Here is a 22279-nt window from a genome sequence, read left to right as displayed (position 1 = left end):
TTTAAGAATTTTTAAATTTAAGTTTTACTCGACGCTGACTCGTTGTTGCTTTGCTTATTCAGCGTAGCGCTCCGTGTCAGTGGGGTCGCATTATAGGGCGATCCTTTTTTTGATCAAGTGTTTTTTTCAAAGATCTTTTCGTTTGAACATATAGTGAACGATTTGGGTGATTTCGTTCTTTTTTGATTATTTTTAATGCAATTTTCTGAGCTATATCTATTTTTATTATTGCGAAGTTTATTATTCTCGTTAAGATAGCTTCCTTATTTGTTAAATTAATGTATATCCCCTGTTTATTGGTAACCTTATTATGAAATCATTATCTCAAAAATCTTATTTAATTACCGTTATACTGGCCATTATTGGATTTATCGTCATGCAGCTATTATTTTCTAGCATCCAAGTCAGTACTCCAATTGTGTTTGCTATTGGTATTATCATTGGCGGCTTTGCCGTTGCTTTCTCAACATCTCAACCGCCTTCAGGTGACAAAAGTGAAGTCACTACTAAAACTCTGTATGTAGGTAATCTTCCATACAAAGCAAATGAAGGTGTTGTGCGTGAACTATTTGCTCAGCAAGGGCAAGTATTCAGCGTTCGTCTACTAAAGGATAAAAATACAGGCAAACGCCGCGGCTTCGGTTTTGTGGAAATGGCAGAAAAAGATGCAGATAACGCTATTTCACAACTGAACGACAAGGAATTCCAACAGCGCACCTTGAAAGTGCGTGCAGCAAAACAAAAGCAGTTCGACGGTGAAGAGGAAGAGACTAGCAATTAAGTGTAATTGCCTTTAGGTTAATCTGACTTTTACACGTTAACTTTGTAGGAGCCGTTGCATAAAATTGCAGCGGCTTTTTATTCGCATCACTTACCGGCTCAATTATATCGCTAAGTAAAAACCTGACACGCTTTGCGATCGCAGCGCCAGAATCAATTAACTGAACACCACATCCATAATACGCACTCAAGTGTGTTTTCAGTATAGGAAAGTGAGTACAGCCAAGTACAATACTATCTACCTGATCATCAATGTCGATTAATGCTAACTCTCGGTTAAGCAAATCAAGATCAACCACCTCTTCCCAGTATAGCTGTTCAGCTAGCGACACCAGCCTTGTTGAATGGTGCAAATCGACCTTACAGTCTTTTGCATATTCTTTGATCAGCAAATTTGTGTAGGCGTTATTTGACGTCGCTGGCGTAGCAAGTAAAGCAATATGCTTGTTTTGACTATTTAGTGCTGCTGGTTTTATAGCAGGAACTACACCAACAATTGGGATATCCGTTATTTCACGGGTTGTTGCCAGCGCATGAGTAGAGGCCGTATTACAGGCAATAACGATGAGGTCAACAGAATTAGGAAACTGCTCGGCACGTTTAACCAAGCAAGCCAAACGAGCTTGAATTGTTTGCTCAGACTGCAAACCGTAAGGAAGCAGGGCATTGTCCATCACATAACTATATTCTGCATTAGGAACCAACGACTGAATATGCTCTAAGACACTCGTTCCACCTATGCCTGAATCAAAAACCATAATGTGCGGCAAACTACTACAACTCCTCTACTTTACACCTGCAGCAGTTTGCCATGACAAACCTTAAAAATAAATTACTTCTTGTCTTGCTCTCTTATGTTTAACTGTTCAAAAAATCCTTTCGCATAATCAAGAAATTCGTTGAGGCGATTCTGTCCTTCGTTAATCCAAGCTAAGATATCCGGCAACTGCTGTTCAATGCCAAGCTTCTTACCTTGATCGTGAATATTCTCCAGTTGCTTGTCTAGTGGCTGAAGCGCTTTTTCAATATCTTTCACCGGGTTAGATTGCTGGTATTGGCTAATTGCAGCGGTGGTTTTAGACTGTCGAAGATCCATGGTGAAATTAGCGATTTGCTTACTTTCGATATTAAGTGATTGAGCCTTTTCGAACGCATCGTCATAGGCGCCAGAAAAGAAAGAATCACTGACATTACGCACGTCTTTCATCATTTCATTAATGGCTTGCTGCTCTTCAAGGTTCAACTGACCATTAATGACAATGGAAAAGCTCACTTCATGATTACTTTGTTGACCAATAGCAAGTCCATGGTCATTGCCTTTTTGACTATACGCTGCCGCTTTTGATTCAGATCTTGCATCATTAAAGGTGATCTTGACTTCGTCACCTTCAGCCGTTGTAAAGCTGTACTCTGCTTGGTTCGATAAACTGGCATACTGCGCTTCGCTCACTTGCATAGTCTGAGATTTAGGACTAAATAGTGACTCTTCAAATTCATCTAACCCTTTAAAGATCCCATCTTTTGCCTTTTCAATTCCCTGCTCTATCTCATCGTTAAATGCATTGACGCCTTTTAATTCTTCGGTAGCCTCATCAATACCCATTTGCACTCCCTTGCGAGCAGCACCTAACATATCTTTGAGCGTATCATCATCTTTACCATCTACTTTGGCACGCTTAACTGCAGCAGTAACAAAATCTAATACATTTTTGGTTATCGCTTCGAAATCGAATAGTGGCTTTTCTTTTTCTGCTTTTTTCTCTATACCCAAAGCTTGGGCTAGCTTGTCATCTAAAACCATTGCAGCCAGTTTATTTTTGTCTCCAAAATAACTATCTGAATTGAGTTTAATACTAGGCACAAACGTATTAGGTTTGTTTGCTTTGTTTGTCATTGCTGGGTTAAGCAATTGATGTAATTGTCCAATTTTCATAACATGGCTCCAAATATCGCGGTCACTTTGCCTAAAGCACAACCACCCGTTCCTTGTTATCGACCAAAATAAGCTAAGCTGTAGTGTTTTAGTATAAAAAAGAAACAATTTTTATGCGATAAACTGGACAAATTCACAATGCTCCCTACAATAGCGCCTCTGGTTTTGTAAGGTACTTGTAATTATGGCTGTCATTCTGATCGATACTTCTGTCTACGAGCAACAGCTCGCAGAAAAACAACAACGCATTAGCGAGCAATTCGCAAAATTCAATGCACCAGAATTGGAAGTGTATGACTCACCGAAAACACAATATAGACAGCGCGCTGAATTTAGAGTCTGGCATGAAGGCGATGATTTGTTTCATATCATGTTTGATCAACAAACCAAGCAAAAAATACGCGTCGACCAATTTGATCCCGCAGCACCTTTAATACAAGAAATGATGCAAGTCATGATGGATAAGCTGCGTCATAATGAAGTGCTAAGACGAAAACTTTTCCAAATCGATTACCTATCAACGCTCAGCGGCGAAATTTTAGTGAGTCTGTTGTATCACAAAGCATTAGATGAGCAATGGCAAACTGCAATGCAGCACTTGCGTCAAGAATTACAACAGACTTATAAGATTGACTTTATCGGCAGAGCCAGAAAACAAAAAGTAGTTTTTGGTGATGACTTTGTAACCGAAAAACTGACCGTAAATGGTCAAGATTATATATATCAACAAGTTGAAAATAGCTTCACTCAGCCAAACGCAAAAGTGAATGAGAAAATGCTCGCTTGGGCTCAGTCTATATGCGCTCCACTGCAAAATGATCTGTTAGAGCTTTACTGCGGTAACGGTAATTTTTCTATCGCACTAGCAGGCAGTTTCAATAGAGTTCTTGCGACAGAAATATCAAAATCCTCGGTACATTCTGCGCAATATAATATTGCGGCCAATAAAGTTGAGAATTTAGATATCATCCGCATGTCTAGTGAAGAGTTTACACAAGCGATGAAAGGAGAACGCTCTTTTTCAAGGCTTAATGGCATTAATCTGCAAGATTATAACTGTCAAACCATTTTGGTTGACCCACCTCGAGCAGGAATGGATGAACTGACTTGTCGATTGGTAGCCAACTACGACAATATTATTTATATCTCTTGCAACCCAGACACGCTAGAGCGTGATTTAGAACTACTTTGTGAGACACATACCGTGTCACGCATCGCTATTTTTGATCAATTTCCTTACACACACCATGTTGAGTCTGGCGTATTCTTAAAGCGTAAATAACGTCTAACCATTTACCCTAACAACTTGCTATTAATAGGGTAAGAAATAAAAAAGCGAGTCTCAAACTCGCTTTTTTTATCAAAAACTAATTAAGTTAGTTATGTCGGCGTTTTATTTTTGCACCTAACTTACTCAGCTTATTTTCAATACGCTGATAGCCCCTATCAACGTGGTAGATACGGTCTACTATCGTCTCTCCGCAGGCTACAATACCCGTTAAAATTAGGCTTGCTGACGCTCTTAAGTCAGTCGCCATAACCTGAGCACCACTTAGCTTATCGGTATCGCCACAAATTGCAGTATTACCTTCTAAACGAATATTGGCGCCCATACGCTGTAATTCAGGCACGTGCATAAAACGGTTCTCAAAAATGGTTTCGGTAATCGTCGCATTCCCTTGAGCAACAACATTTAGCGCAGTAAATTGTGCCTGCATATCTGTCGGAAAACCAGGATGAGGCATCGTTTTAATATTAACTGCCGTTAAATTACGACCTCTCATATCCAAATAAATACTGTCATCATTCACTTCGACAATCGCATTAGCGGCACGTAACTTATCTAATACAGGCTCTAGACATAGATGGTCGGTGTTTTTACACAGCACTTCACCATTAGCCATCGCTGCAGCGACAAGAAAAGTACCCGTTTCTATTCTATCTGGTAGGATTTTATGCTCGCACCCGTTAAGCTTTTCAACCCCTTGAACTTCAATTCGGCTCGTCCCTGCACCTTTAATTTTGGCGCCCATAGCGATCAAACAATCTGCGAGGTTAACAATTTCAGGTTCACGCGCCGCGTTTTCTAAGATGGTAGTGCCTTCGGCTAATGTGGCGGCCATGAGTAAGTTTTCAGTCGCACCAACACTCACCATTTCCATGTAAATTTCGGCACCTTGTAAACAACCGTCTACTTGCGCGTTGATATAACCGTTGTCGACAGTGATAACGGCCCCCATGCGTTCAAGCCCACGGATATGAATGTCAACAGGCCGAGCGCCGATTGCACAACCACCAGGTAAAGATACCTGCGCTTCACCAAAACGCGCAAGTAGAGGACCTAGCGCTAATACAGAAGCGCGCATTTGTTTTACTAGCTCATAAGGTGCAAGTACTTTGTCTACCGAGCTACCATCAACATGCAGCACATCACCTTGCCACTTTATCCCAGCACCTAATGTCTTCAATAAAGCTTCAGTTGTGCCTATGTCTCTTAATTGAGGAACATTAGAAAAGTGACTTTCGCCATCAGCAAGTAACGCAGCAAACAAAATAGGAAGTGCCGCATTTTTAGCACCAGATATAGTGACTTCACCCGCCAAAGCGGTGCCACCTTGGATAACAAACTGATCCATTGTGACTCCGTTATTGCGGTAAAATAAATTTGCGTTCTCTTTGCCACTCCGTTGGCGTAAATGCTTTTATACTTACAGCATGTATTGTTCCATCCGAGATAGAGCCCATTAAAGGTCCATAGACAAGCTGTTGCTTTTTCACGCGACTTAACCCGTCAAAACACTCGCCTACCGCTATCACTTCATAGTGGTTGCCATTGGCTTTAACTATGACTTCTTCTAAAGATAGGGCTTCTTTTAATAAAGTTTCGACTTGGTTTGTTTCCATTAGACTCACTCAAATAAGTTTGATACCTGACCTAATGCCATTAAACTATGGAGCTGATCAGGTATATTTTTAAGCTCAAGGCGTTTACCTTGCTGCTGCAATTTACCTAAAGAGTGAATTAACCAAGCTAAGCCCGCCGTGTCAACCCTAGAAACCTCAGAAAGATCAAAATAACGTACTGACTGCACGTTTTCTAGCTGCTGATTAAGAAGTCGTTCATCAACCAAGCTATTTCTCGTCAATTCACCTGTAACTTGAATAAGATCGCTTTCCACTGTACGGAACTGAACTTTACTTGCTGCCATCATCCCCCCTAAATTGCACAGGTAGACGGCTTTTCTTATCCAAAAGCTCAATGACATGCTCTATGCCTTGCTGGCGCAAAATGCCATGTAACTCAGACTGCTTTGCATCTAACAAGCTAATTCCTTCAGCCATCATGTCGTAAGCTCGCCATTCATTGTTTGAGCTCTTACGAACTTTGAAATCAATTTTTATATCTGGCTTGCCAGGCTCGACAATCGTGGTTTTAACAATGGCAATTTGATCATCTGCAAAGTCTCTTGCTGGAGAAAACTCCACTTGCTGATTTGTATATTGCGTAAACACACCGGCATAGGTTGCAACTAAATAGTTTTTAAACACTTCAATGAACTGCTTAATGTGTTCAATTGCTTGCTGCTTTTCCTCTTTGTTTGAGATATTTCTCACTTTTTGGATATAGCTACCTAGGACACGATAAGCTGCGTATTTATAATCAATATAAGGTAATAGCTCTTGCTCTACGATAACCCGCAAATGCTCCTTATCTACCACAATGACATCCTGATCTTTGGTGATGCGCTTAAAGGTATTATCAGCTACTTGTTGCACCATTTTGTAGGGATCATTCATATCAACTGGCTCATTAGCCAACGCAATACTGCTCAACAACAATGTTGCGGCAGCAATAAAGATTCTTACTAACATGGCTATTACTCACTACCTTGATTAAATAAAAATTGTCCAATCAACTCTTCTAATACTAAGGCTGATTTTGTATCTGTCACTAAGTCACCATCTTTTAATGCTTTACTTTGAACGCCAAATAAATCATCTAGATCATCTACATCAGAGCTCGTGTTCGTCACTTCATTACCCAAGCAAGTATTTTTAGCTGAATCCGAAGCGATCACAGGAGAGATACCTAAATATTGCTCCCCCAAGATCCCTGAAGTAAGAATAGACACTGATGTCGTATCTGAAAACTGGCACTCATAATTTGCATCAATACTCATAGCGACCACTGGCACAAACTCTTGCGGATGAATACTAATCCCCTCTACACGACCTATAACTACACCACCAACTTTAATTGGTGCTCGGGTCTTCAACGAACCGATATTTTCGAATTTAGCGTTAAGCGTATAGGTTTCTCCACTACCCGAGATACCCGAATTTGCAACCTTTAAAGCCAGTACCGCAAATGCAGCTACACCCAATGCGACAAATAAGCCAACTAATATTTCAATTTTCCGTGTATTCATTTGTTTTAAAACCTTTTAACCTGAAAACATCACAGCAGTTAATAAAAAGTCGAAACCTAAAACTGCCAATGAAGAGTGGACTACTGTTTCGGTTGTCGCCTTACTGATCCCTTCTGATGTAGGAATACAGTCATAACCCTTATACAGCGCAATCCATGTCACAATAAGTGCAAACACGAAGCTTTTGATCATGCCGTTTAAGATATCTTTTTCAAAAGACACCTGAGACTGCATGATTGACCAGAAACTGCCTGAGTCAACACCAAGCCAATCTACACCAACAAGATGCGCCCCTAAAATTGCTACCGCAGAAAAGATAAGCGCAAGCAACGGCATGCTAATGAAACCAGCCCAAAAACGAGGAGAAACAACTCTTCTTAAAGGGTCTATCGCCATCATCTCTAAGCTTGAAAGCTGTTCAGTGGCCTTCATTAACCCTATTTCAGCAGTTAGCGCACTACCAGCCCGACCAGCGAACAACAACGCGGTTACCACTGGACCTAGCTCTCTTAATAAACTCAAAGCAACGAGAGGACCTAAACTATCCTCTGCGCCATAACCTACCAGTACGGTATACCCCTGAAGGGCTAACACCATGCCGATAAATAACCCCGAAACCATGATAATCAGTAACGACTGATGTCCAACCATATACAGTTGACGGACCAGTAACGCGGGCCCTTTACGCAAATTTGGTACATTAACCAATGCACCAATAAGCATACGCGTCGCTCGGCCTAGCGAAGCGAATCGGCTTAACGTTTTATGCCCGATGGATTGAAAAAAATCGATCACTACTGACCCCCTGATAACAGTTCTTCTTGATAGTTTTGCGCCTGATAATGAAATGGCACAGGTCCATCAGACAAACCCTTTAAAAACTGCTGCACTAACGCAGAGTCATGTTGTTGCATTTGCTCAGGAGTACCACTACCAATAACCCCTTGTTCTGCAATAATCACGACATGGTCAGCAATGCTCAGAACTTCATTCACATCATGTGTCACGATTAATGATGACAGTCCTAGCACTTCGTTTAGTGATTTAATTAGTTTCACTAAAACCCCCATTGAAATGGGGTCTTGTCCGGCGAATGGCTCATCATACATGATTAACTCAGGGTCTAGCGCTATCGCCCTTGCCAAAGCAGCTCGCCTTGCCATACCACCAGATAACTCTGACGGCATCAGGTCTTTTGCACCACGAAGGCCAACAGCTTGCAACTTCATCAAAACCACAAGTCGGATTAAATCTTCACTTAATTGAGTGTGTTCTCGCAAGGGAAATGCAACGTTATCAAAAACCGACATATCAGTAAAAAGCGCCCCACTTTGAAACAACATACTCATTTTAGTACGCGCATCATAAAGCGCTTTGCGAGACATCCTAGGGATACTTTGTCCCTCGAACAAAATATCGCCATTATCAGGTTTAAGCTGGCCACCGATTAAACGTAACATTGTCGTTTTACCAATGCCGCTTGGACCCATAATGGCTGTGATTTTTCCTTTCGGAACGGAGAAACTCATGTTTTTATAGATGGTCCTTTCACCCCGTGAAAAAGTCACATCCTTGATCTCTACAATTGCTTGCGACAAGTCGCTCTCCACATCTACATTTACGAATTGTGACATAATACGTTTTTTTGCCTTATGAAGGAAAAAAGTTTTCGTAAAATTTTGTAATATATAGTGTCTGACTTACCCCTGAATAAGGCACCTCGCAAATAACTAGCTTGCCTCTTTTACTTATACTTTTGAGTACACATTTGATACCATTTGCGTCATTGTAACTTTAACAATGGCCTTGCTTTTTATGCTTTTATCTTTTGTCATCCTTATTCTGGGATTCGCCGCATTAGTATGGAGTGCTGATCGCTTCGTTTTTGGTGCCGCTGCTCTAGCGCGTAATTTTGGCGTACCCACACTGATCGTGGGGTTGACCATCGTCGCTATGGGATCATCGGCACCAGAGATGATGGTTGCGGCCCAAGCCGCACTAGCAGACAAAACAGATACAGCGGTAGGTAATGCTATAGGTTCTAATATTGCTAATATTCTATTGGTGCTGGGTGTAACTGCATTATTAAGACCTCTTTCTGTAAGTTCCGGTATTCTAAAGCGAGAAATACCATTGTTAATACTAGTTTCTTTAGCCGCTTGGTTTATTGTTAGCGATAGCCAATTTAGCTTGTTGGAAGGCTCAGCGTTGTTAGCTGGTTTTGTCGTTTTTCTACTGATTTTAATGGTAATAGCCAAAAAAGGTGGCGCTGAAGCTGATCCGCTCATCAGTGAAGCATGTGAGGAAGTACCAAATGATGTACCAACAAGCAAAGCGCTATTTTGGCTAGTTGTGGGTATGGTTTTATTACCCATTAGTTCAGGCTATTTAGTAGATGCTGCGGTAGACATCGCTAAATACTTTGGCATGAGTGATTTGCTAATTGGTTTAACGATTATTGCTATTGGCACCAGCTTGCCAGAATTAGCAGCCTGTATCGCCGGCGTTCTGAAACAAGAAGATGACCTTGCGCTTGGCAATATAATTGGCTCTAATATATTCAATATATTGGCTGTTTTATCCATTGCAGGCATCATTAACCCCTCAAGTATAGATGCTAATATTGCAGGGCGAGATATCTTTATAATGCTTGGGGCAACTCTAGCCTTGGTTTTCATGAGCTTAAGCTTTACTGAAACCCGTCGTATTAATCGCCTTGAAGGCGGCGCTTTATTGGCTGCGTTTGTTGGCTATATGTATTACATTATCTAGGATCTTCAGTCATGTTATCGAAGCAGTTTACTGATACCGCACAACGAGTTATTGCAATAGAGCGCCAGGCCATTGACGAAATAGGTCAGCACATAGATCAGCATTTTGCCAAAGCGTGCCAAACTATCTATGACTGCCAAGGTCGCACTATCGTGGTAGGTATGGGCAAATCTGGTCATATTGGTAATAAAATAGCCGCTACTTTTGCAAGTACAGGGACACCAGCTTTTTTCGTTCATCCAGGTGAAGCAAGTCATGGCGATTTGGGAATGATCACCAAAGATGACGTCGTAGTGCTTATTTCTAACTCAGGTGAGACCAGTGAAGTTTTAAATATTATTCCTGTTATCAAACGTATCGGTGCTAAAACCATTGCTATGACTGGCAATCATCAGTCTTCAATGGCAAAACTATCAGACGTGCATTTATGCGTTGCAGTATCACAAGAAGCCTGCCCTTTGGGCCTAGCGCCAACTGCCAGTACCACTGCAACACTTGTGATGGGTGATGCCTTAGCTGTGGCTTTATTAGAAGCCAGAGGGTTTACTGCTGATGATTTTGCCTTATCACACCCTGGTGGAGCACTTGGCAAACGTTTACTTTTAACACTCAGTGAAATTATGCACAAAGAAGAACAAGTACCGATAGTTCCTTACTTAAGCACTATTAAGGATGCCTTGTTTGAAATGTCTGCAAAAGGACTTGGTATGACAACCATCGTTGATGAGCAAGGACAACTTGTAGGTATCTTCACCGATGGTGATTTACGTCGTATCATTGAACAAAGAGTCGACCTACACGCCACCCCAATTCACCAAGCCATGACGGTTAACTGTACAACTGCACATGAGGAAATGTTAGCAGCCGAAGCGCTAAACATTATGGAAACGAAACGAATCAATGGCTTAGTTGTCATAGATCGTAATAACCGCCCTATCGGTGCGCTCAATACCCAAGATTTGTTAAGAGCAGGAGTACTGTAAATGGCAACTACAGTGATAGCAGCTGAGCCCGAAAATTGCTGTAATTCATTGTCAATTCATTTGGTGGCTTCTACCTTACCAAATAGCTGTGCAATTTCATTCGCAGTAAGCGTCTGTCCCAAGTTGAGAGCTAATCTATGAGTAGCCATCGCGTAGCCCTGTTTGTCGTATTCGTCGCTGCAATGACGTGGCTTTGGTATCCCTATTTAACACAAACAACGCCTAAAACACAAAATCAAAGCGATGTTATTGCTAAGCCAGATTACATCGCAACACAGTTAGAGCAAACTTCATATAATGAAGCAGGTATTCGCAGTTATACTGTTACAGCGGATAAAATGGAACTCTACCAAGAACTTGGCTTTAGCCATTTTACAATGCCGGTATTTACTCTTTACAACGGCCCACAAAATTGGCTTATTTCTTCTAAAGAAGCCACTTTATATGAGAACAATACCTTAATGTTAGAGGGCAATGTAGAAGCTAAAAACTTAACAACAGGTGCAATGATAACTTTGATAAAGGCGGATAATATCCGTGTTGAAATAGACGCAAGACTGATGCAATCAGAGCGACCTGTAGAGATCACAGGCCCGAGCTTAAAAATCACAGGCAAAGGGCTATATGCAGATTTGAACACTGATGTTATTGAACTAATTAACCATACTCGAACCATTTATTATGACCAATAAACTATTTATTACAGCCATACTTGTTGGAACCTTGTTGTGCCAACCTAGCTTCGCTCAGCAAAGCAGCATTGCCAATGAGGTTTCTATAAAAGCGGGCAAACAGCAGGCTCAGCTTAAAACTAATATTGGTATTTTTGAACAAAATGTAGAGATTATTCACGGCAACCGTAAAATTAACGCTGACAGATTGGAAGTCCATCGCCGAGAAGAACTTGGTGACAATAAGCAGTTACTAGTGGCAACAGGCACACCCGCACGCTTCTCAGAAACACAATCTGATGGTAGTACATTAACCGCTAGTGCCTCTGAAATTCGTTATGATGTAGCAAATCGTACCTTAGTAATAAAAGGCAATGCGATAATTAACCAAGCAGGACAGATTATCAGAGCTCAATCAATCACTTACGACATAGATAGACAACTTATAAGTGCTGAACGTGGTGAACAAGATAGCGCACGAGTACACACCATTCTCGTGCCTGAGAAAAAAACCAAACCAGTAGGTCAAGGTAATTAGCTATGAGTGTATTAACCGCAACTGCTTTGGCAAAAAGCTATAAAGGGCGACAGGTCGTTAAAAATGTCAGTCTCACCGTTGAAGCGGGTAGTATCGTGGGCTTACTCGGACCAAATGGAGCAGGAAAAACAACGAGTTTCTATATGATTGTTGGGTTAGTACCAAGTGATCATGGCAAAGTATGTATCAATGATCATGATATCACTTTACTCCCAATGCATAACCGTGCCCGTTTAGGCATTGGTTATCTGCCGCAAGAATCATCTATTTTTAGAAAACTAACAGTCTATCAAAATCTGATGGCCATATTAGAGACGCGTAACTCGCTAAATAAAGCAGCGCGCGAGCAAGTTTTAAATGAACTACTTGATGAATTTAACATTCAACACATCAGAGATAGTTTGGGGATGGCATTATCAGGTGGCGAGCGTCGTCGAGTAGAAATTGCTCGCGCTTTAGCCGCAAATCCTAAGTTTATTCTTTTAGATGAGCCTTTTGCTGGTGTTGATCCTATTTCAGTGTTAGATATAAAGAAAATAATTGAACATTTGAAAAATAGAGGCATAGGCGTACTTATTACCGATCATAATGTTCGAGAAACCCTTGATGTATGTGAAAAAGCTTACATTGTGTCACATGGTGAACTGATTGCATCTGGTACCCCTGAACATGTTTTAGCGGATCAAACAGTCAGAGATGTCTACCTTGGTGAGCAATTCAAGCTATAGTTAATATACGCTTAGTCACAATAATAATAGAGAACGAGAAGGATTGTTAAAGGTACATGAGGCAATCGTTACAGCTGCGCATGGGGCAGCAACTTACCATGACACCACAGCTACAACAGGCTATTCGTTTGTTGCAGTTGAGTACGCTGGATTTACAACAAGAGATTCAAGAAGCGCTAGATAGCAACCCACTTCTTGAAGTGGATGAATCTGATTCAGAGACATCAAGCAGCGAACAGGAAAAAAATGGTAAAGATAATGGTCAAGACGACACTCATTCTGATAATCAGGATGTAGAACCTGTTAGTGACTACGAAATGGACTCTGATGCAGCATTAAGTAAAGAGACCTTAAGTGACGAACTCGCTATGGATGTGACATGGGACGAATATATGAGCGCGGCCCCCGCTGCTAGCAGCGGCCCAATGCCTGAGGACGAAACGATTTATCAAGGTGAGACAACTGAAACATTACATGAATATTTGATGTGGCAGTTAGAGCTCACTCCCTTTAGTCCTACGGATCGTGGTATTGCAGTGGCGATCGTTGAGGCGATTGATGATAATGGCACTTTGACGCTTAGCACCGAAGACATATTAGAAAGCTTAAACGATGGTAACAGTGGTGAGCTCATTGAACTAGATGAAGTTGAAGCCGTACTTAAGCGAATCCAGTTGTTTGACCCTATTGGTATCGGCGCTCGAACATTGCAAGAGTGCTTGTGTATACAGCTGAATCAATTTGACCCAAAAACAACACCTTGGTTGAGTGAAACCAAGATGATCCTTAATGAACACATTGATTTGCTGGCAAGTCGCGATTATCGCACCTTGATGAAAAAAACCAAACTCAAGGAAGCAGACCTCAAAGAAGTGATGATATTAATCCACTCACTGAATCCAAAGCCAGCTGCAAGTATCATTCGAGAAGAGTCTGAGTACGTTATTCCTGATGTGTCAGTAAAGAAAGTGAAAGGCAGATGGGTTGTTGAGTTGAACCCTGATTGCATGCCTAAAATTCGCGTGAATGACCACTATGCGGCTATGTCTCGCTCAGTCAAATCTAGTACAGATAGTCAGTTTATTCGCTCACATTTACAAGAAGCTAAATGGTTCATTAAAAGCTTAGAAAGTAGAAATGAAACATTAATGAAAGTTACTAATTGCATTGTGCAACAACAACAGGCATTCTTTGAACATGGCCCTGAAGCAATGCGTCCTATGGTGTTAAATGATGTGGCCGAGATGGTTGAAATGCATGAGTCGACTATATCTCGCGTAACCACGCAAAAATATATGCACACACCTAGGGGGATCTTCGAGTTGAAGTACTTCTTCTCAAGCCATGTTAGTACCGAGAATGGAGGTGAGTGCTCATCAACAGCGATCCGAGCGCTTATCAAAAAGCTAATTGCTGCAGAAAACACCGCAAAACCGTTAAGCGATAGTAAAATAGCAGACATATTAGCGGAGCAAGGAATAAAGGTGGCCCGACGTACCATAGCGAAATATCGGGAGTCGTTAGCCATTCCACCGTCAAATCAGCGAAAAAGCCTGATTTAGACGATTACCAAAGAAGGAAAATGCTTATGCAACTAAATTTAACTGGTCGTCACGTAGAAATTACCGATTCATTAAGAGACTATGTCAACAACAAGTTTGCGAAGCTAGAAAGGCACTGTGACCACATCAATAACGTGCATGTGATCTTAGATGTTGAAAAACTTGTACAAAAAGCGGAAGCCACCTTGCATGTTAACGGTGGAGAGCTATTTGCTTCAACCGAACATCAAGACATGTACGCCGCGATCGATAGCTTAATTGATAAACTAGATCGCCAAGTAATTAAACACAAAGAGAAGCTTACTCGACACTAACCATGAAATTAAGCTCTATAATAAGTAAGGACTGCACCAAAGCTGCGGTCCTTTTTAATAGCAAAAAACGCGTTCTTGAGTACATTAGCGAGCTTGCTCACGAGCAACTCCCCGACTTGAATCCACATGACATTCTTAATGCTTTGATGACGAGAGAAAAGCTTGGAAGTACTGGGATAGGAAAAGGTATCGCTATTCCTCATGGTCGTATTGAGGGCATTAGTCATGTGACCGCTATGTTACTGGTTAACAAACAAGGTGTCCCGTTTGATGCCATCGATAACCGACCTGTAGATATCTTTCTTGCTTTAATCGTACCTGATGGGGATAACGAGCAACATTTAAAGACGTTAGCTGCCATAGCTGAGAAGTTAAATAATAAAGAATTTTGTAAACAGTTAAGGAACGCTGGTAATGATGAGGAACTTTATGCCATTATTGCTTCTGCAGATTAGGTTACCAAGAGAAGCATAATGGAATTAATCATCATTAGCGGCCGCTCTGGTTCAGGAAAATCAGTAGCGCTGCGCGTATTAGAAGACTTAGGCTATTATTGCGTAGATAATATCCCTGTGAATTTGTTGCCATCGTTAGTGCGCAGCGTATCCGACAACTTCGACAAAATTGCGGTCAGTATCGATGTCCGTAACCTACCCAAAGAACAGCAGGATTTTAATGATATTCTCGAATACCTTCCTGGATTTGCTAATCCAATGCTGTTTTATTTAGACAGTGATGATAACACGCTCATTAGACGCTTTTCAGAAACCCGCCGCTTGCACCCACTCTCGATGCATGATCTTCCTTTAGACTTGGCTATTCGGGAAGAAAAACAGCTGCTTGATGTACTCACTACTCGTGCAGATGTGTTGATTGATACTACCGATCTCAGCGTACACCAATTAGCTGAGACAATACGTGAGCGTATATTGGGTAAAAAAGACAAACAGCTTATCGTAACTTTCCAGTCTTTTGGCTTTAAGCATGGCATTCCTAAAGAAGCCGATTACGTTTTTGATGCGCGTTTTTTGCCAAACCCTCACTGGGAACCCGAGCTTAAACCTTTAACTGGCTTAGATCAGCCAGTTAAAGACTATTTGGCAAGTCATAGTATTGTGCAAAAATTTACCTGGCAGATTCAAACATTTGTACAAACTTGGCTACCGCATCTTGAACGTAATAACCGCAGCTATCTCACCATTGCAATAGGCTGTACAGGTGGCCAACATCGTTCTGTTTATTTGGCACAAACCATCGGTGAGAGCTTTGCTCGCACCCATCCAAACATTAAAATTCGCCACAGAGAGCAAGATAATTAACATATGCGTTGTGAAGATACCTTTTTGATTCAAAATAAATGCGGTTTACATGCCAGAGCAGCATCCGTGTTGGCGCAACTTGCCGTTAAATTTGACGCGCAAATAACGCTATATCAAGACGATAAATCTGCAGATGGTAACAGCGTACTTGCTTTGCTATTACTTGAAAGCAGCCAAGGTAAAGAAGTTAAAGTGGTCTGTGACGGTCCCGATGCGCAAGGTGCTTTGCAAGCCATTGGTGAGCTAATTGATCAAAAGTTTTATGAGCAAGAATAAGTTAGCTCTGAGTTAAAGCAATTTAAATTTCCCTATACCTTGGTAAGCTGTCAGTATTTAAGTTAAACTCTTAGTCGTGAAGCGTGCCTAACTTTCCAACCATCTCTTAGCTGGCTCTTCAGCTTTTCTTCTTAGGCACTAAAATTAAAAAATCAATGATATTGAAGGAAGCCTATGCCTGAAGCCCTTGAACAAGACTATACACTGCAACAACTGCAACAAGTAACGCAGGCTTTAAATAGTGGGCAGTTTGTTCAAGTTAGGCGTATTTTGGCTGAAACGGCCCCCTGCGATACAGCCCTACTTTTAGAGTCTTCACCTCATAAGGTTCGCCGTCAGCTATGGCAGCTCGTTGATCCTGATATCCAAGGTGATGTACTCGAAGAGCTTTCTGAAGATGTGCGTTTAAGCATCATTGTTCAAATGGAACCTGAACTAATTGCTGCCGCTACCGAAGATATGGATGATGACGACTTGGGTGAAGTTTTACGAAGCTTACCTGAGACCGTTTACCAAGATGTTGTGGGGGCTATGGACTCCCAAGATAGGGAACGTGCCACACAGGCCTTATCATATCAAGAGCGCTCTGCTGGCGCTTTAATGAATACCGATACGGTAACAATACGACCCGATGTATCCTTAGATGTTGTGTTACGGTATTTACGTTTACGAGGAACGTTACCTGATGGAACTGATGACTTATATGTAGTTGATAAAGATAACTGCTTTATTGGTTCGTTATCTTTAAATAGTTTACTAACTAACCCTCCAGAGAAGTTAGTCAGTGAGTTAATGGATTCTGACAAAGAGTCTATTCCTATCACGATGGATGAAACCGAAGTCGCACAGCTGTTTGAGCGTCATAATTGGATCTCAGCTGCGGTTGTAGATGATAACGCGCATCTATTAGGACGTATTACCATCGATGACATTGTTGATGTAATTCGCGAAGATGCTGAACACAGCTTAATGAGTATGGCAGGTCTCGATGATGAAGAAGATACCTTCGCCCCCGTATTCAAAAGTTCTAAACGACGCTCAATTTGGCTAGGCATTAACTTACTAACAGCTTTACTAGCAGCGTTTGTCGCTAGTTTTTTCGAAAATACGCTCGATATCTTGCCATTTTTAGCCGTGCTAAACGGGATTGTGCCAAGTATGGGTGGAGTAGCAGGGAGCCAGACGTTAACCTTAGTGATTCGTGGTATAGCACTAGGCCATATTAACCAAACAAACCAACAGTTCATTCTTAGCAAAGAGCTGGCTATCGGGGCCCTTAACGGCGTTTTATGGTCAATTTTAATTGCAGGCGTTGTTGCATTATGGCAGTGGGATTTTGTCCTTGGTGCGGTCATTGCGTTCGCGATGTTTATGAACCTACTCGCTGCAGGTATTGCTGGCGCGAGTATTCCTATTATTCTCAAGCGCATGAATATAGACCCCGCACTTGCCGGAAGTGTTGTGCTCACAACAGTCACGGATATTGTGGGGATTTTTGCATTTTTAGGCACCGCTACTTGGTTTTTAGTTTAAAAAAGGAGCCTAAAGCTCCTTTTTTGAACACTAAGCACCTGCGATTTGCATTGAATCGATAAGAACCGATCCGGTTTGTACACTACCACGATATTCAATGTCACCGCCTATCGCTTGTACGCCTTGGAACATATCCTTTAAGTTACCGGCAATCGTGATTTCGCTTACAGGATACTGTATTTGACCATTCTCAACCCAGAAGCCACCTGCGCCTCGCGAATAGTCACCCGTTACAGTGCTCACACCTTGTCCCATTAATTCTGTAACTAATAGCCCAGTGCCCATTTCCTTCAATAACGCACAAAGATCATCATGTGTTTGTTGCACTAGCCAATTATGAATGCCACCAGCATGTCCTGTCGCTGTCATACCTAATCGACGAGCTGCATAGCTGGCTAATAGGTAAGTTTGCAGTTCTCCACCATGGATGATGTCTCTATCTATGGTTTTTACACCTTCACTATCAAATGGACTTGAAGCAAGGCCTTTTGGTAAGTGAGGACGCTCAATAATATTGACACATGAGTTAAACACTTGCTTTCCAAGTTGGTCCAGTAAAAAACTCGATTTACGATATAAAGCCCCACCACCAATCGCTGAAACAAGGTGGCCAAATAAACTATTGGCTATATCAGCACGAAATATGACTGGGGTTTTCATGGTCGATAGCTTTTGACTATTTAACTTGGCTAACGTTGACTGCGCAGCTTCCAAGCCTACTTCTGTAGCAGACTTTAATCCTTGCTGTTCACGGGAAATAGTATAAGCAGAATCTCGTTGCATTTGCTCACCATCTTTACCAATTACAACCGTGCTCAGAGTATGACGAGTTCTTGGGAAACCAGCTATCAACCCATGACTGTTACCATAGACCCGCAACCCTTGGTGGCTAGCAAAGCTAGCGCCATCCGAATTAACAATGCGATCATCAGCATCTAATGCTGCTTTTTCAGCTTCTAAACACATCGCAATCCCTTGCTCAGGCATCACATCCCAGGGATGAAACAAATCTAAATCTGGGGGAGAAAATTCCAGTAACTCTTTGTCCGCAACACCATTACAAGGGTCATCCGATGTAAACTTGGCAATATCAATCGCTTTTTCAACCACGGTTTTAATTGCTGCAGGGCTTAAATCTGCGGTTGATGCATTTCCTTTGTGATTACCGACATAAACACAAACCCCCAAGCCTCCATCTTGGTTAAACTCTATTGTATCAACCTCTCCCATTCGGGTACTAACTGATAACCCTGATGTACTCGACATTGACGCCTCAGCCGCCGTTGCACCAAGCTTTTTTGCATGGCTTAACGCTTCCGAAACAGCTTGTTTTACATCATCTATGTGTTTATAAATTGGGTGTTGTTGAGACTGCACCATCGTTTCCATCTCTTGTAATTTATACGCTTATTTAATGCTAACACACATCTAAACGTTCGCCCCATTATGGCAAAGCATTTATGTCATAAAATTGGTATACTGAAGTATAAATCGGTAAAACCTGAATAAACCATGGCTAAGCAAAATAAACCTGACACTGAAGAAGAAATCATCTACGTATCAAAAAGCGAACTTAAGCGTGATGCGCAGCAATACCAGCAATTAGCACAAGACTTGGCAAGCATGCCTAAAAAGCAACGAGACAAATTACCGCTAACAGGCGATTTGCTTGATGCGATGGTTGTTGCAGACAAAATTCGCCAAAAATCTGAAGCATATAGACGACACATCAACTACATAACTAAAACATTGCGATTAACAGAAAATGTCGAAGAAATTGAAGCAGCCATCGCTGTCATGCTAAACAAAAATAACCAAGCAGATGTGCTACTTAATAAAGTAGAACTGCTCAGAAATGAGTTAATTGAGCAAGGTGACAGTAAAATAAACGACTTACTTGAGCAATACCCAACACTTGAGCGCCAAAAAATGCGTCAACTTGTCAGACAAGCGAGCAAAGAGTTCAAAGCTGAGAAACCAGCGAAAGGTTACAAAGAGCTATTTCAGTACTTAAAAGAGGCGATTATGCCTTAGGTAAAAACAGAAGATACAATCACACAGATACATTTGCTCTCATAGAGGTAATTAGCCTCAGGTTTGGATAAGAGTTTGGAAATAGGTGAGTCGGGCTTAAAGTAACTTTAAGCCCGAAAAAGTGAAGTGGGGTTAGGCTGTGCCTCCAACCGTTATTTCATCAATTTTTAAACTCGGCTGACCAACGCCGACTGGTACACTTTGACCATCCTTACCACACACCCCAATACCTCGATCTAGCTGTAAATCATTACCGACCATGGAAATCTTATTCATTACGTCGGGACCATTCCCAATCAATGTTGCACCTTTTATAGGCTGAGTAATTTTTCCATCTTCGATGAGGTAGGCTTCAGATGCGGAGAATACAAATTTCCCTGAAGTAATATCAACTTGACCACCGCCAAAATTGGGGGCATATATACCTTTTTTCACACTGGCAATAATATCCTCTTTGCTATCTTGGCCTGGTAGCATGTACGTATTTGTCATTCTTGGCATCGGCAAATGGGCGTAAGATTCTCTGCGCCCATTGCCCGTCGGCGCAACGCCCATCAAACGGGCATTTAGTTTGTCTTGCATATACCCTTTCAAAATACCATTTTCGATCAGTACGTTGTAGCTCGCTGGTGTTCCTTCATCATCGACATTCAGTGAGCCTCGACGATTGGCCATCGTGCCATCGTCAATAACAGTACATAGACTAGAGGCTACCTTTTCACCTACCTTACCACTAAATGCTGACGCCCCTTTACGGTTAAAGTCGCCCTCTAGACCATGACCAACAGCTTCATGCAATAGCACGCCAGGCCACCCAGCACCTAATACAACAGGCATTGTGCCAGCTGGCGCATCAACCGCCTCTAAGTTAACTTTTGCTTGGCGGACGGCTTCTTGAGCGTATCCTAGCCAGCGAGGCTTACCATCCACTAACTCTTTAAAATAACCATAATCCAAACGGGCACCGCCGCCGGCACTACCTCGTTCTCGACGACCATTTTTTTCTAGCAGTACAGAACAACTTAAGCGGATCAAAGGACGAATATCTGTCGCAAATGTGCCATCACTGGCTGCAATGAGCACTTCTTCATATACAGCTGAAATAGAACTCACCACCTGCTGCGCATCAGGTGCACACTCTCGAATCGCATTTTCAACTTCTTTAAGCAAGCTGACCTTATCTGCATCAGTCATACTTTGAATAGGCTGGACTGGTTCAAACTGGCGCTTAACATCTACTTCGCTAAATACCTGCACTGTTTTCTCTTCACCTGCCTGAGCGATGCTACGTGCCGCCATAGCTGCTTTGTTTAAAGCCTCTAAATTAATTGCGTCAGAATAAGAGAAACCTGTTTTTTCACCCGCAACGGCGCGAACCCCAACACCACGCTCGATATTATAGCTGCCCTCTTTCACTGAACCATCTTCGAGCACCCACGTTTCATGATGACTCGATTGAAAATACAAATCCGCATAGTCGACTTTATGTTGATGGATATAACTTAATGTTTGCTCTAGCTGCTCTCTATCAAGTTGACTGTCTGTTAGTAAACGCTGTTCGACACTATTCATAAAACTCACTCTTAAATCTGTTGTGGACCTGTACTGGCATGTCCTTACGAAGCTGATGCAGTTGTGCCAAATCTATCTGTGCACTGATGCAGCCTAAAGTTTGTTGCGCATCTGCCATAACGTCACCCCATGGTGATAATATTAGGCTATGTCCATGCGTTTTGCGGCCATTTTCGTGCTCACCACATTGCGCAGCTGCAACGATATAACACTGATTTTCAATTGCCCGTGCTTGTAGTAAAGGTGCCCAGTGAGCTTGCCCTGTAACGGTCGTAAAAGCACTAGGGACTAAAAATAACTCAGCTCCTAGCTCACTCATAGCTTGAAACAATCCAGCAAAGCGCAGATCATAACATACGCTTAGACCAATCTTGCCAAATGGACTATCAACAACCACAACATCTGTGCCTGCTATCGTTGATTTTGACTCACGATAACCCCCACTACCATCAGCGACATCAGCATCAAATAAATGAATTTTATTGTATCGGGCAACAACCTCTCCCCTTTCATTCAGTAAAAAGCTCGCTGCATAATACTTATTTTGCTCACCATAAACTGGCATTGTGCCAGCGGCAATCCAGATATTAAAAGCCCTACATAACTGTCCTAACTGAGTTAACCAGTATTCGTACTGTTTTGATAAGCTTAAAGACTGCTCAGCCGTTTGCATAAATGCCAGCCATGTTTCTGGTAAGCAAACGAGTGTTGGTTTTTTTAGATTACAATCAGTTAGCCACTGCTTTAATTGTAAAAAGTTTTTCTCAGGGTTCATCGTAGAACACATTTGCACTGCGACCACATGTGAGATTGACATATAGTGACTCCAATATG

Annotated in this window: 26 protein-coding genes; 14 read left to right on the top strand and 12 right to left on the bottom strand. The window is 41.8% G+C overall.

Annotation, left to right across the window (positions count from 1 at the left end):
* Nucleotides 1-310 precede the first annotated feature (310 nt).
* Nucleotides 311-781, top strand: coding sequence for an RNA recognition motif domain-containing protein (locus HG263_RS21480; RefSeq protein WP_171628117.1), 471 nt, complete (start codon nucleotides 311-313; stop codon nucleotides 779-781).
* Here the strand turns inward: HG263_RS21480 and murI are convergent.
* Both murI and HG263_RS21470 read right to left on the bottom strand, forming a co-directional pair.
* The gene (gene murI, locus HG263_RS21475) at nucleotides 771-1538 is read right to left on the bottom strand and encodes a glutamate racemase (protein ID WP_171628116.1); all 768 of its coding nucleotides are present in this window, start codon (nucleotides 1536-1538) and stop codon (nucleotides 771-773) included. The genes HG263_RS21480 and murI overlap by 11 nt on opposite strands.
* A gap of 74 nt (nucleotides 1539-1612) precedes the next feature.
* Nucleotides 1613-2713, bottom strand: coding sequence for a DUF5610 domain-containing protein (locus tag HG263_RS21470; RefSeq protein WP_171628115.1), 1101 nt, complete (start codon nucleotides 2711-2713; stop codon nucleotides 1613-1615).
* A 184-nt stretch (nucleotides 2714-2897) separates the two neighbouring features.
* Here HG263_RS21470 and trmA point away from each other — a divergent pair, with 184 nt between their 5' ends.
* On the top strand, nucleotides 2898-3995 hold the full coding sequence (gene trmA / locus HG263_RS21465) for a tRNA (uridine(54)-C5)-methyltransferase TrmA (RefSeq protein ID WP_171628114.1): 1098 nt from the start codon (nucleotides 2898-2900) through the stop codon (nucleotides 3993-3995).
* A gap of 94 nt (nucleotides 3996-4089) precedes the next feature.
* Here the strand turns inward: trmA and murA are convergent, their stop codons facing one another.
* The 7 genes from murA to mlaF are packed head-to-tail and all read right to left on the bottom strand — an operon-like array spanning nucleotide 4090 to nucleotide 8777.
* Nucleotides 4090-5349, bottom strand: a complete 1260-nt coding sequence (gene murA, locus HG263_RS21460; protein ID WP_171628113.1) for a UDP-N-acetylglucosamine 1-carboxyvinyltransferase — start codon at nucleotides 5347-5349, stop codon at nucleotides 4090-4092.
* A gap of 10 nt (nucleotides 5350-5359) precedes the next feature.
* The gene (gene ibaG / locus HG263_RS21455) at nucleotides 5360-5617 is read right to left on the bottom strand and encodes a BolA family iron metabolism protein IbaG (protein WP_171628112.1); all 258 of its coding nucleotides are present in this window, start codon (nucleotides 5615-5617) and stop codon (nucleotides 5360-5362) included.
* Between the two features lie 5 nt (nucleotides 5618-5622).
* Complete coding sequence (locus HG263_RS21450) at nucleotides 5623-5922, bottom strand: STAS domain-containing protein (RefSeq protein ID WP_171628111.1); 300 nt, start codon at nucleotides 5920-5922, stop codon at nucleotides 5623-5625.
* Complete coding sequence (locus HG263_RS21445) at nucleotides 5909-6586, bottom strand: MlaC/ttg2D family ABC transporter substrate-binding protein (RefSeq protein WP_171628110.1); 678 nt, start codon at nucleotides 6584-6586, stop codon at nucleotides 5909-5911. The genes HG263_RS21450 and HG263_RS21445 overlap by 14 nt, the downstream gene beginning before the upstream one ends.
* Before the next feature lie 5 nt (nucleotides 6587-6591).
* A complete protein-coding gene (mlaD, locus tag HG263_RS21440; RefSeq protein ID WP_171628109.1) occupies nucleotides 6592-7143 on the bottom strand; it encodes an outer membrane lipid asymmetry maintenance protein MlaD in 552 nt (183 codons plus the stop codon).
* A gap of 15 nt (nucleotides 7144-7158) precedes the next feature.
* On the bottom strand, nucleotides 7159-7935 hold the full coding sequence (gene mlaE, locus HG263_RS21435; protein WP_439332006.1) for a lipid asymmetry maintenance ABC transporter permease subunit MlaE: 777 nt from the start codon (nucleotides 7933-7935) through the stop codon (nucleotides 7159-7161).
* 2 nt (nucleotides 7936-7937) lie between these two features.
* Entirely contained in the window at nucleotides 7938-8777 is an 840-nt protein-coding gene (mlaF, locus tag HG263_RS21430) for a phospholipid ABC transporter ATP-binding protein MlaF (RefSeq protein WP_246240058.1), read from the bottom strand.
* 181 nt (nucleotides 8778-8958) lie between these two features.
* Here mlaF and HG263_RS21425 point away from each other — a divergent pair, with 181 nt between their 5' ends.
* From HG263_RS21425 to mgtE, 11 genes are all read left to right on the top strand, one after another.
* Entirely contained in the window at nucleotides 8959-9915 is a 957-nt protein-coding gene (locus HG263_RS21425) for a calcium/sodium antiporter (protein ID WP_171628107.1), read from the top strand.
* 11 nt (nucleotides 9916-9926) lie between these two features.
* Entirely contained in the window at nucleotides 9927-10898 is a 972-nt protein-coding gene (locus tag HG263_RS21420) for a KpsF/GutQ family sugar-phosphate isomerase (RefSeq protein WP_171628106.1), read from the top strand.
* Nucleotides 10899-11035: 137 nt separating this feature from the next.
* Nucleotides 11036-11590 carry an LPS export ABC transporter periplasmic protein LptC gene (gene lptC / locus HG263_RS21415; protein WP_171628105.1) on the top strand — a complete coding sequence of 185 codons (555 nt, stop codon included), beginning with the start codon at nucleotides 11036-11038 and terminating at the stop codon, nucleotides 11588-11590.
* Complete coding sequence (gene lptA, locus HG263_RS21410; RefSeq protein ID WP_171628104.1) at nucleotides 11580-12107, top strand: lipopolysaccharide transport periplasmic protein LptA; 528 nt, start codon at nucleotides 11580-11582, stop codon at nucleotides 12105-12107. Before lptC ends, lptA begins: the two co-directional genes overlap by 11 nt.
* A gap of 2 nt (nucleotides 12108-12109) precedes the next feature.
* Nucleotides 12110-12835, top strand: a complete 726-nt coding sequence (lptB, locus tag HG263_RS21405; protein ID WP_171628103.1) for an LPS export ABC transporter ATP-binding protein — start codon at nucleotides 12110-12112, stop codon at nucleotides 12833-12835.
* A gap of 56 nt (nucleotides 12836-12891) precedes the next feature.
* Nucleotides 12892-14397 (top strand): RNA polymerase factor sigma-54, encoded by a 1506-nt coding sequence (locus HG263_RS21400; protein WP_171628102.1) that lies wholly within the window; start codon nucleotides 12892-12894, stop codon nucleotides 14395-14397.
* 26 nt (nucleotides 14398-14423) lie between these two features.
* The gene (gene hpf, locus HG263_RS21395; RefSeq protein ID WP_171628101.1) at nucleotides 14424-14711 is read left to right on the top strand and encodes a ribosome hibernation promoting factor; all 288 of its coding nucleotides are present in this window, start codon (nucleotides 14424-14426) and stop codon (nucleotides 14709-14711) included.
* A gap of 2 nt (nucleotides 14712-14713) precedes the next feature.
* Nucleotides 14714-15166, top strand: a complete 453-nt coding sequence (gene ptsN, locus HG263_RS21390) for a PTS IIA-like nitrogen regulatory protein PtsN (protein WP_171628100.1) — start codon at nucleotides 14714-14716, stop codon at nucleotides 15164-15166.
* Nucleotides 15167-15184: 18 nt separating this feature from the next.
* On the top strand, nucleotides 15185-16030 hold the full coding sequence (rapZ, locus tag HG263_RS21385; RefSeq protein WP_171628099.1) for an RNase adapter RapZ: 846 nt from the start codon (nucleotides 15185-15187) through the stop codon (nucleotides 16028-16030).
* A 3-nt stretch (nucleotides 16031-16033) separates the two neighbouring features.
* Nucleotides 16034-16306, top strand: a complete 273-nt coding sequence (locus HG263_RS21380; protein WP_171628098.1) for an HPr family phosphocarrier protein — start codon at nucleotides 16034-16036, stop codon at nucleotides 16304-16306.
* A gap of 174 nt (nucleotides 16307-16480) precedes the next feature.
* Nucleotides 16481-17839, top strand: a complete 1359-nt coding sequence (mgtE, locus tag HG263_RS21375) for a magnesium transporter (RefSeq protein WP_171628097.1) — start codon at nucleotides 16481-16483, stop codon at nucleotides 17837-17839.
* 30 nt (nucleotides 17840-17869) lie between these two features.
* On the opposite strand, the gene pmbA is transcribed toward mgtE, so the two are convergent.
* The gene (gene pmbA, locus HG263_RS21370) at nucleotides 17870-19219 is read right to left on the bottom strand and encodes a metalloprotease PmbA (RefSeq protein WP_171628096.1); all 1350 of its coding nucleotides are present in this window, start codon (nucleotides 19217-19219) and stop codon (nucleotides 17870-17872) included.
* A gap of 132 nt (nucleotides 19220-19351) precedes the next feature.
* Between pmbA and yjgA the strand changes: the two genes are divergently transcribed.
* A complete protein-coding gene (gene yjgA / locus HG263_RS21365; protein ID WP_171628095.1) occupies nucleotides 19352-19873 on the top strand; it encodes a ribosome biogenesis factor YjgA in 522 nt (173 codons plus the stop codon).
* Between the two features lie 132 nt (nucleotides 19874-20005).
* Here the strand turns inward: yjgA and tldD are convergent, their stop codons facing one another.
* The gene (gene tldD, locus HG263_RS21360) at nucleotides 20006-21445 is read right to left on the bottom strand and encodes a metalloprotease TldD (RefSeq protein ID WP_171628094.1); all 1440 of its coding nucleotides are present in this window, start codon (nucleotides 21443-21445) and stop codon (nucleotides 20006-20008) included.
* Nucleotides 21438-22262, bottom strand: coding sequence for a carbon-nitrogen hydrolase family protein (locus HG263_RS21355; RefSeq protein ID WP_171628093.1), 825 nt, complete (start codon nucleotides 22260-22262; stop codon nucleotides 21438-21440). Before HG263_RS21355 ends, tldD begins: the two co-directional genes overlap by 8 nt.
* Nucleotides 22263-22279 lie beyond the last annotated feature (17 nt).

This window comes from Pseudoalteromonas caenipelagi (assembly GCF_013140855.1).
GTDB lineage: Bacteria > Pseudomonadota > Gammaproteobacteria > Enterobacterales > Alteromonadaceae > Pseudoalteromonas > Pseudoalteromonas caenipelagi.
Note: the sequence above shows the minus strand (reverse complement) of the source record. Positions and strands in the feature narration are given on the sequence as shown.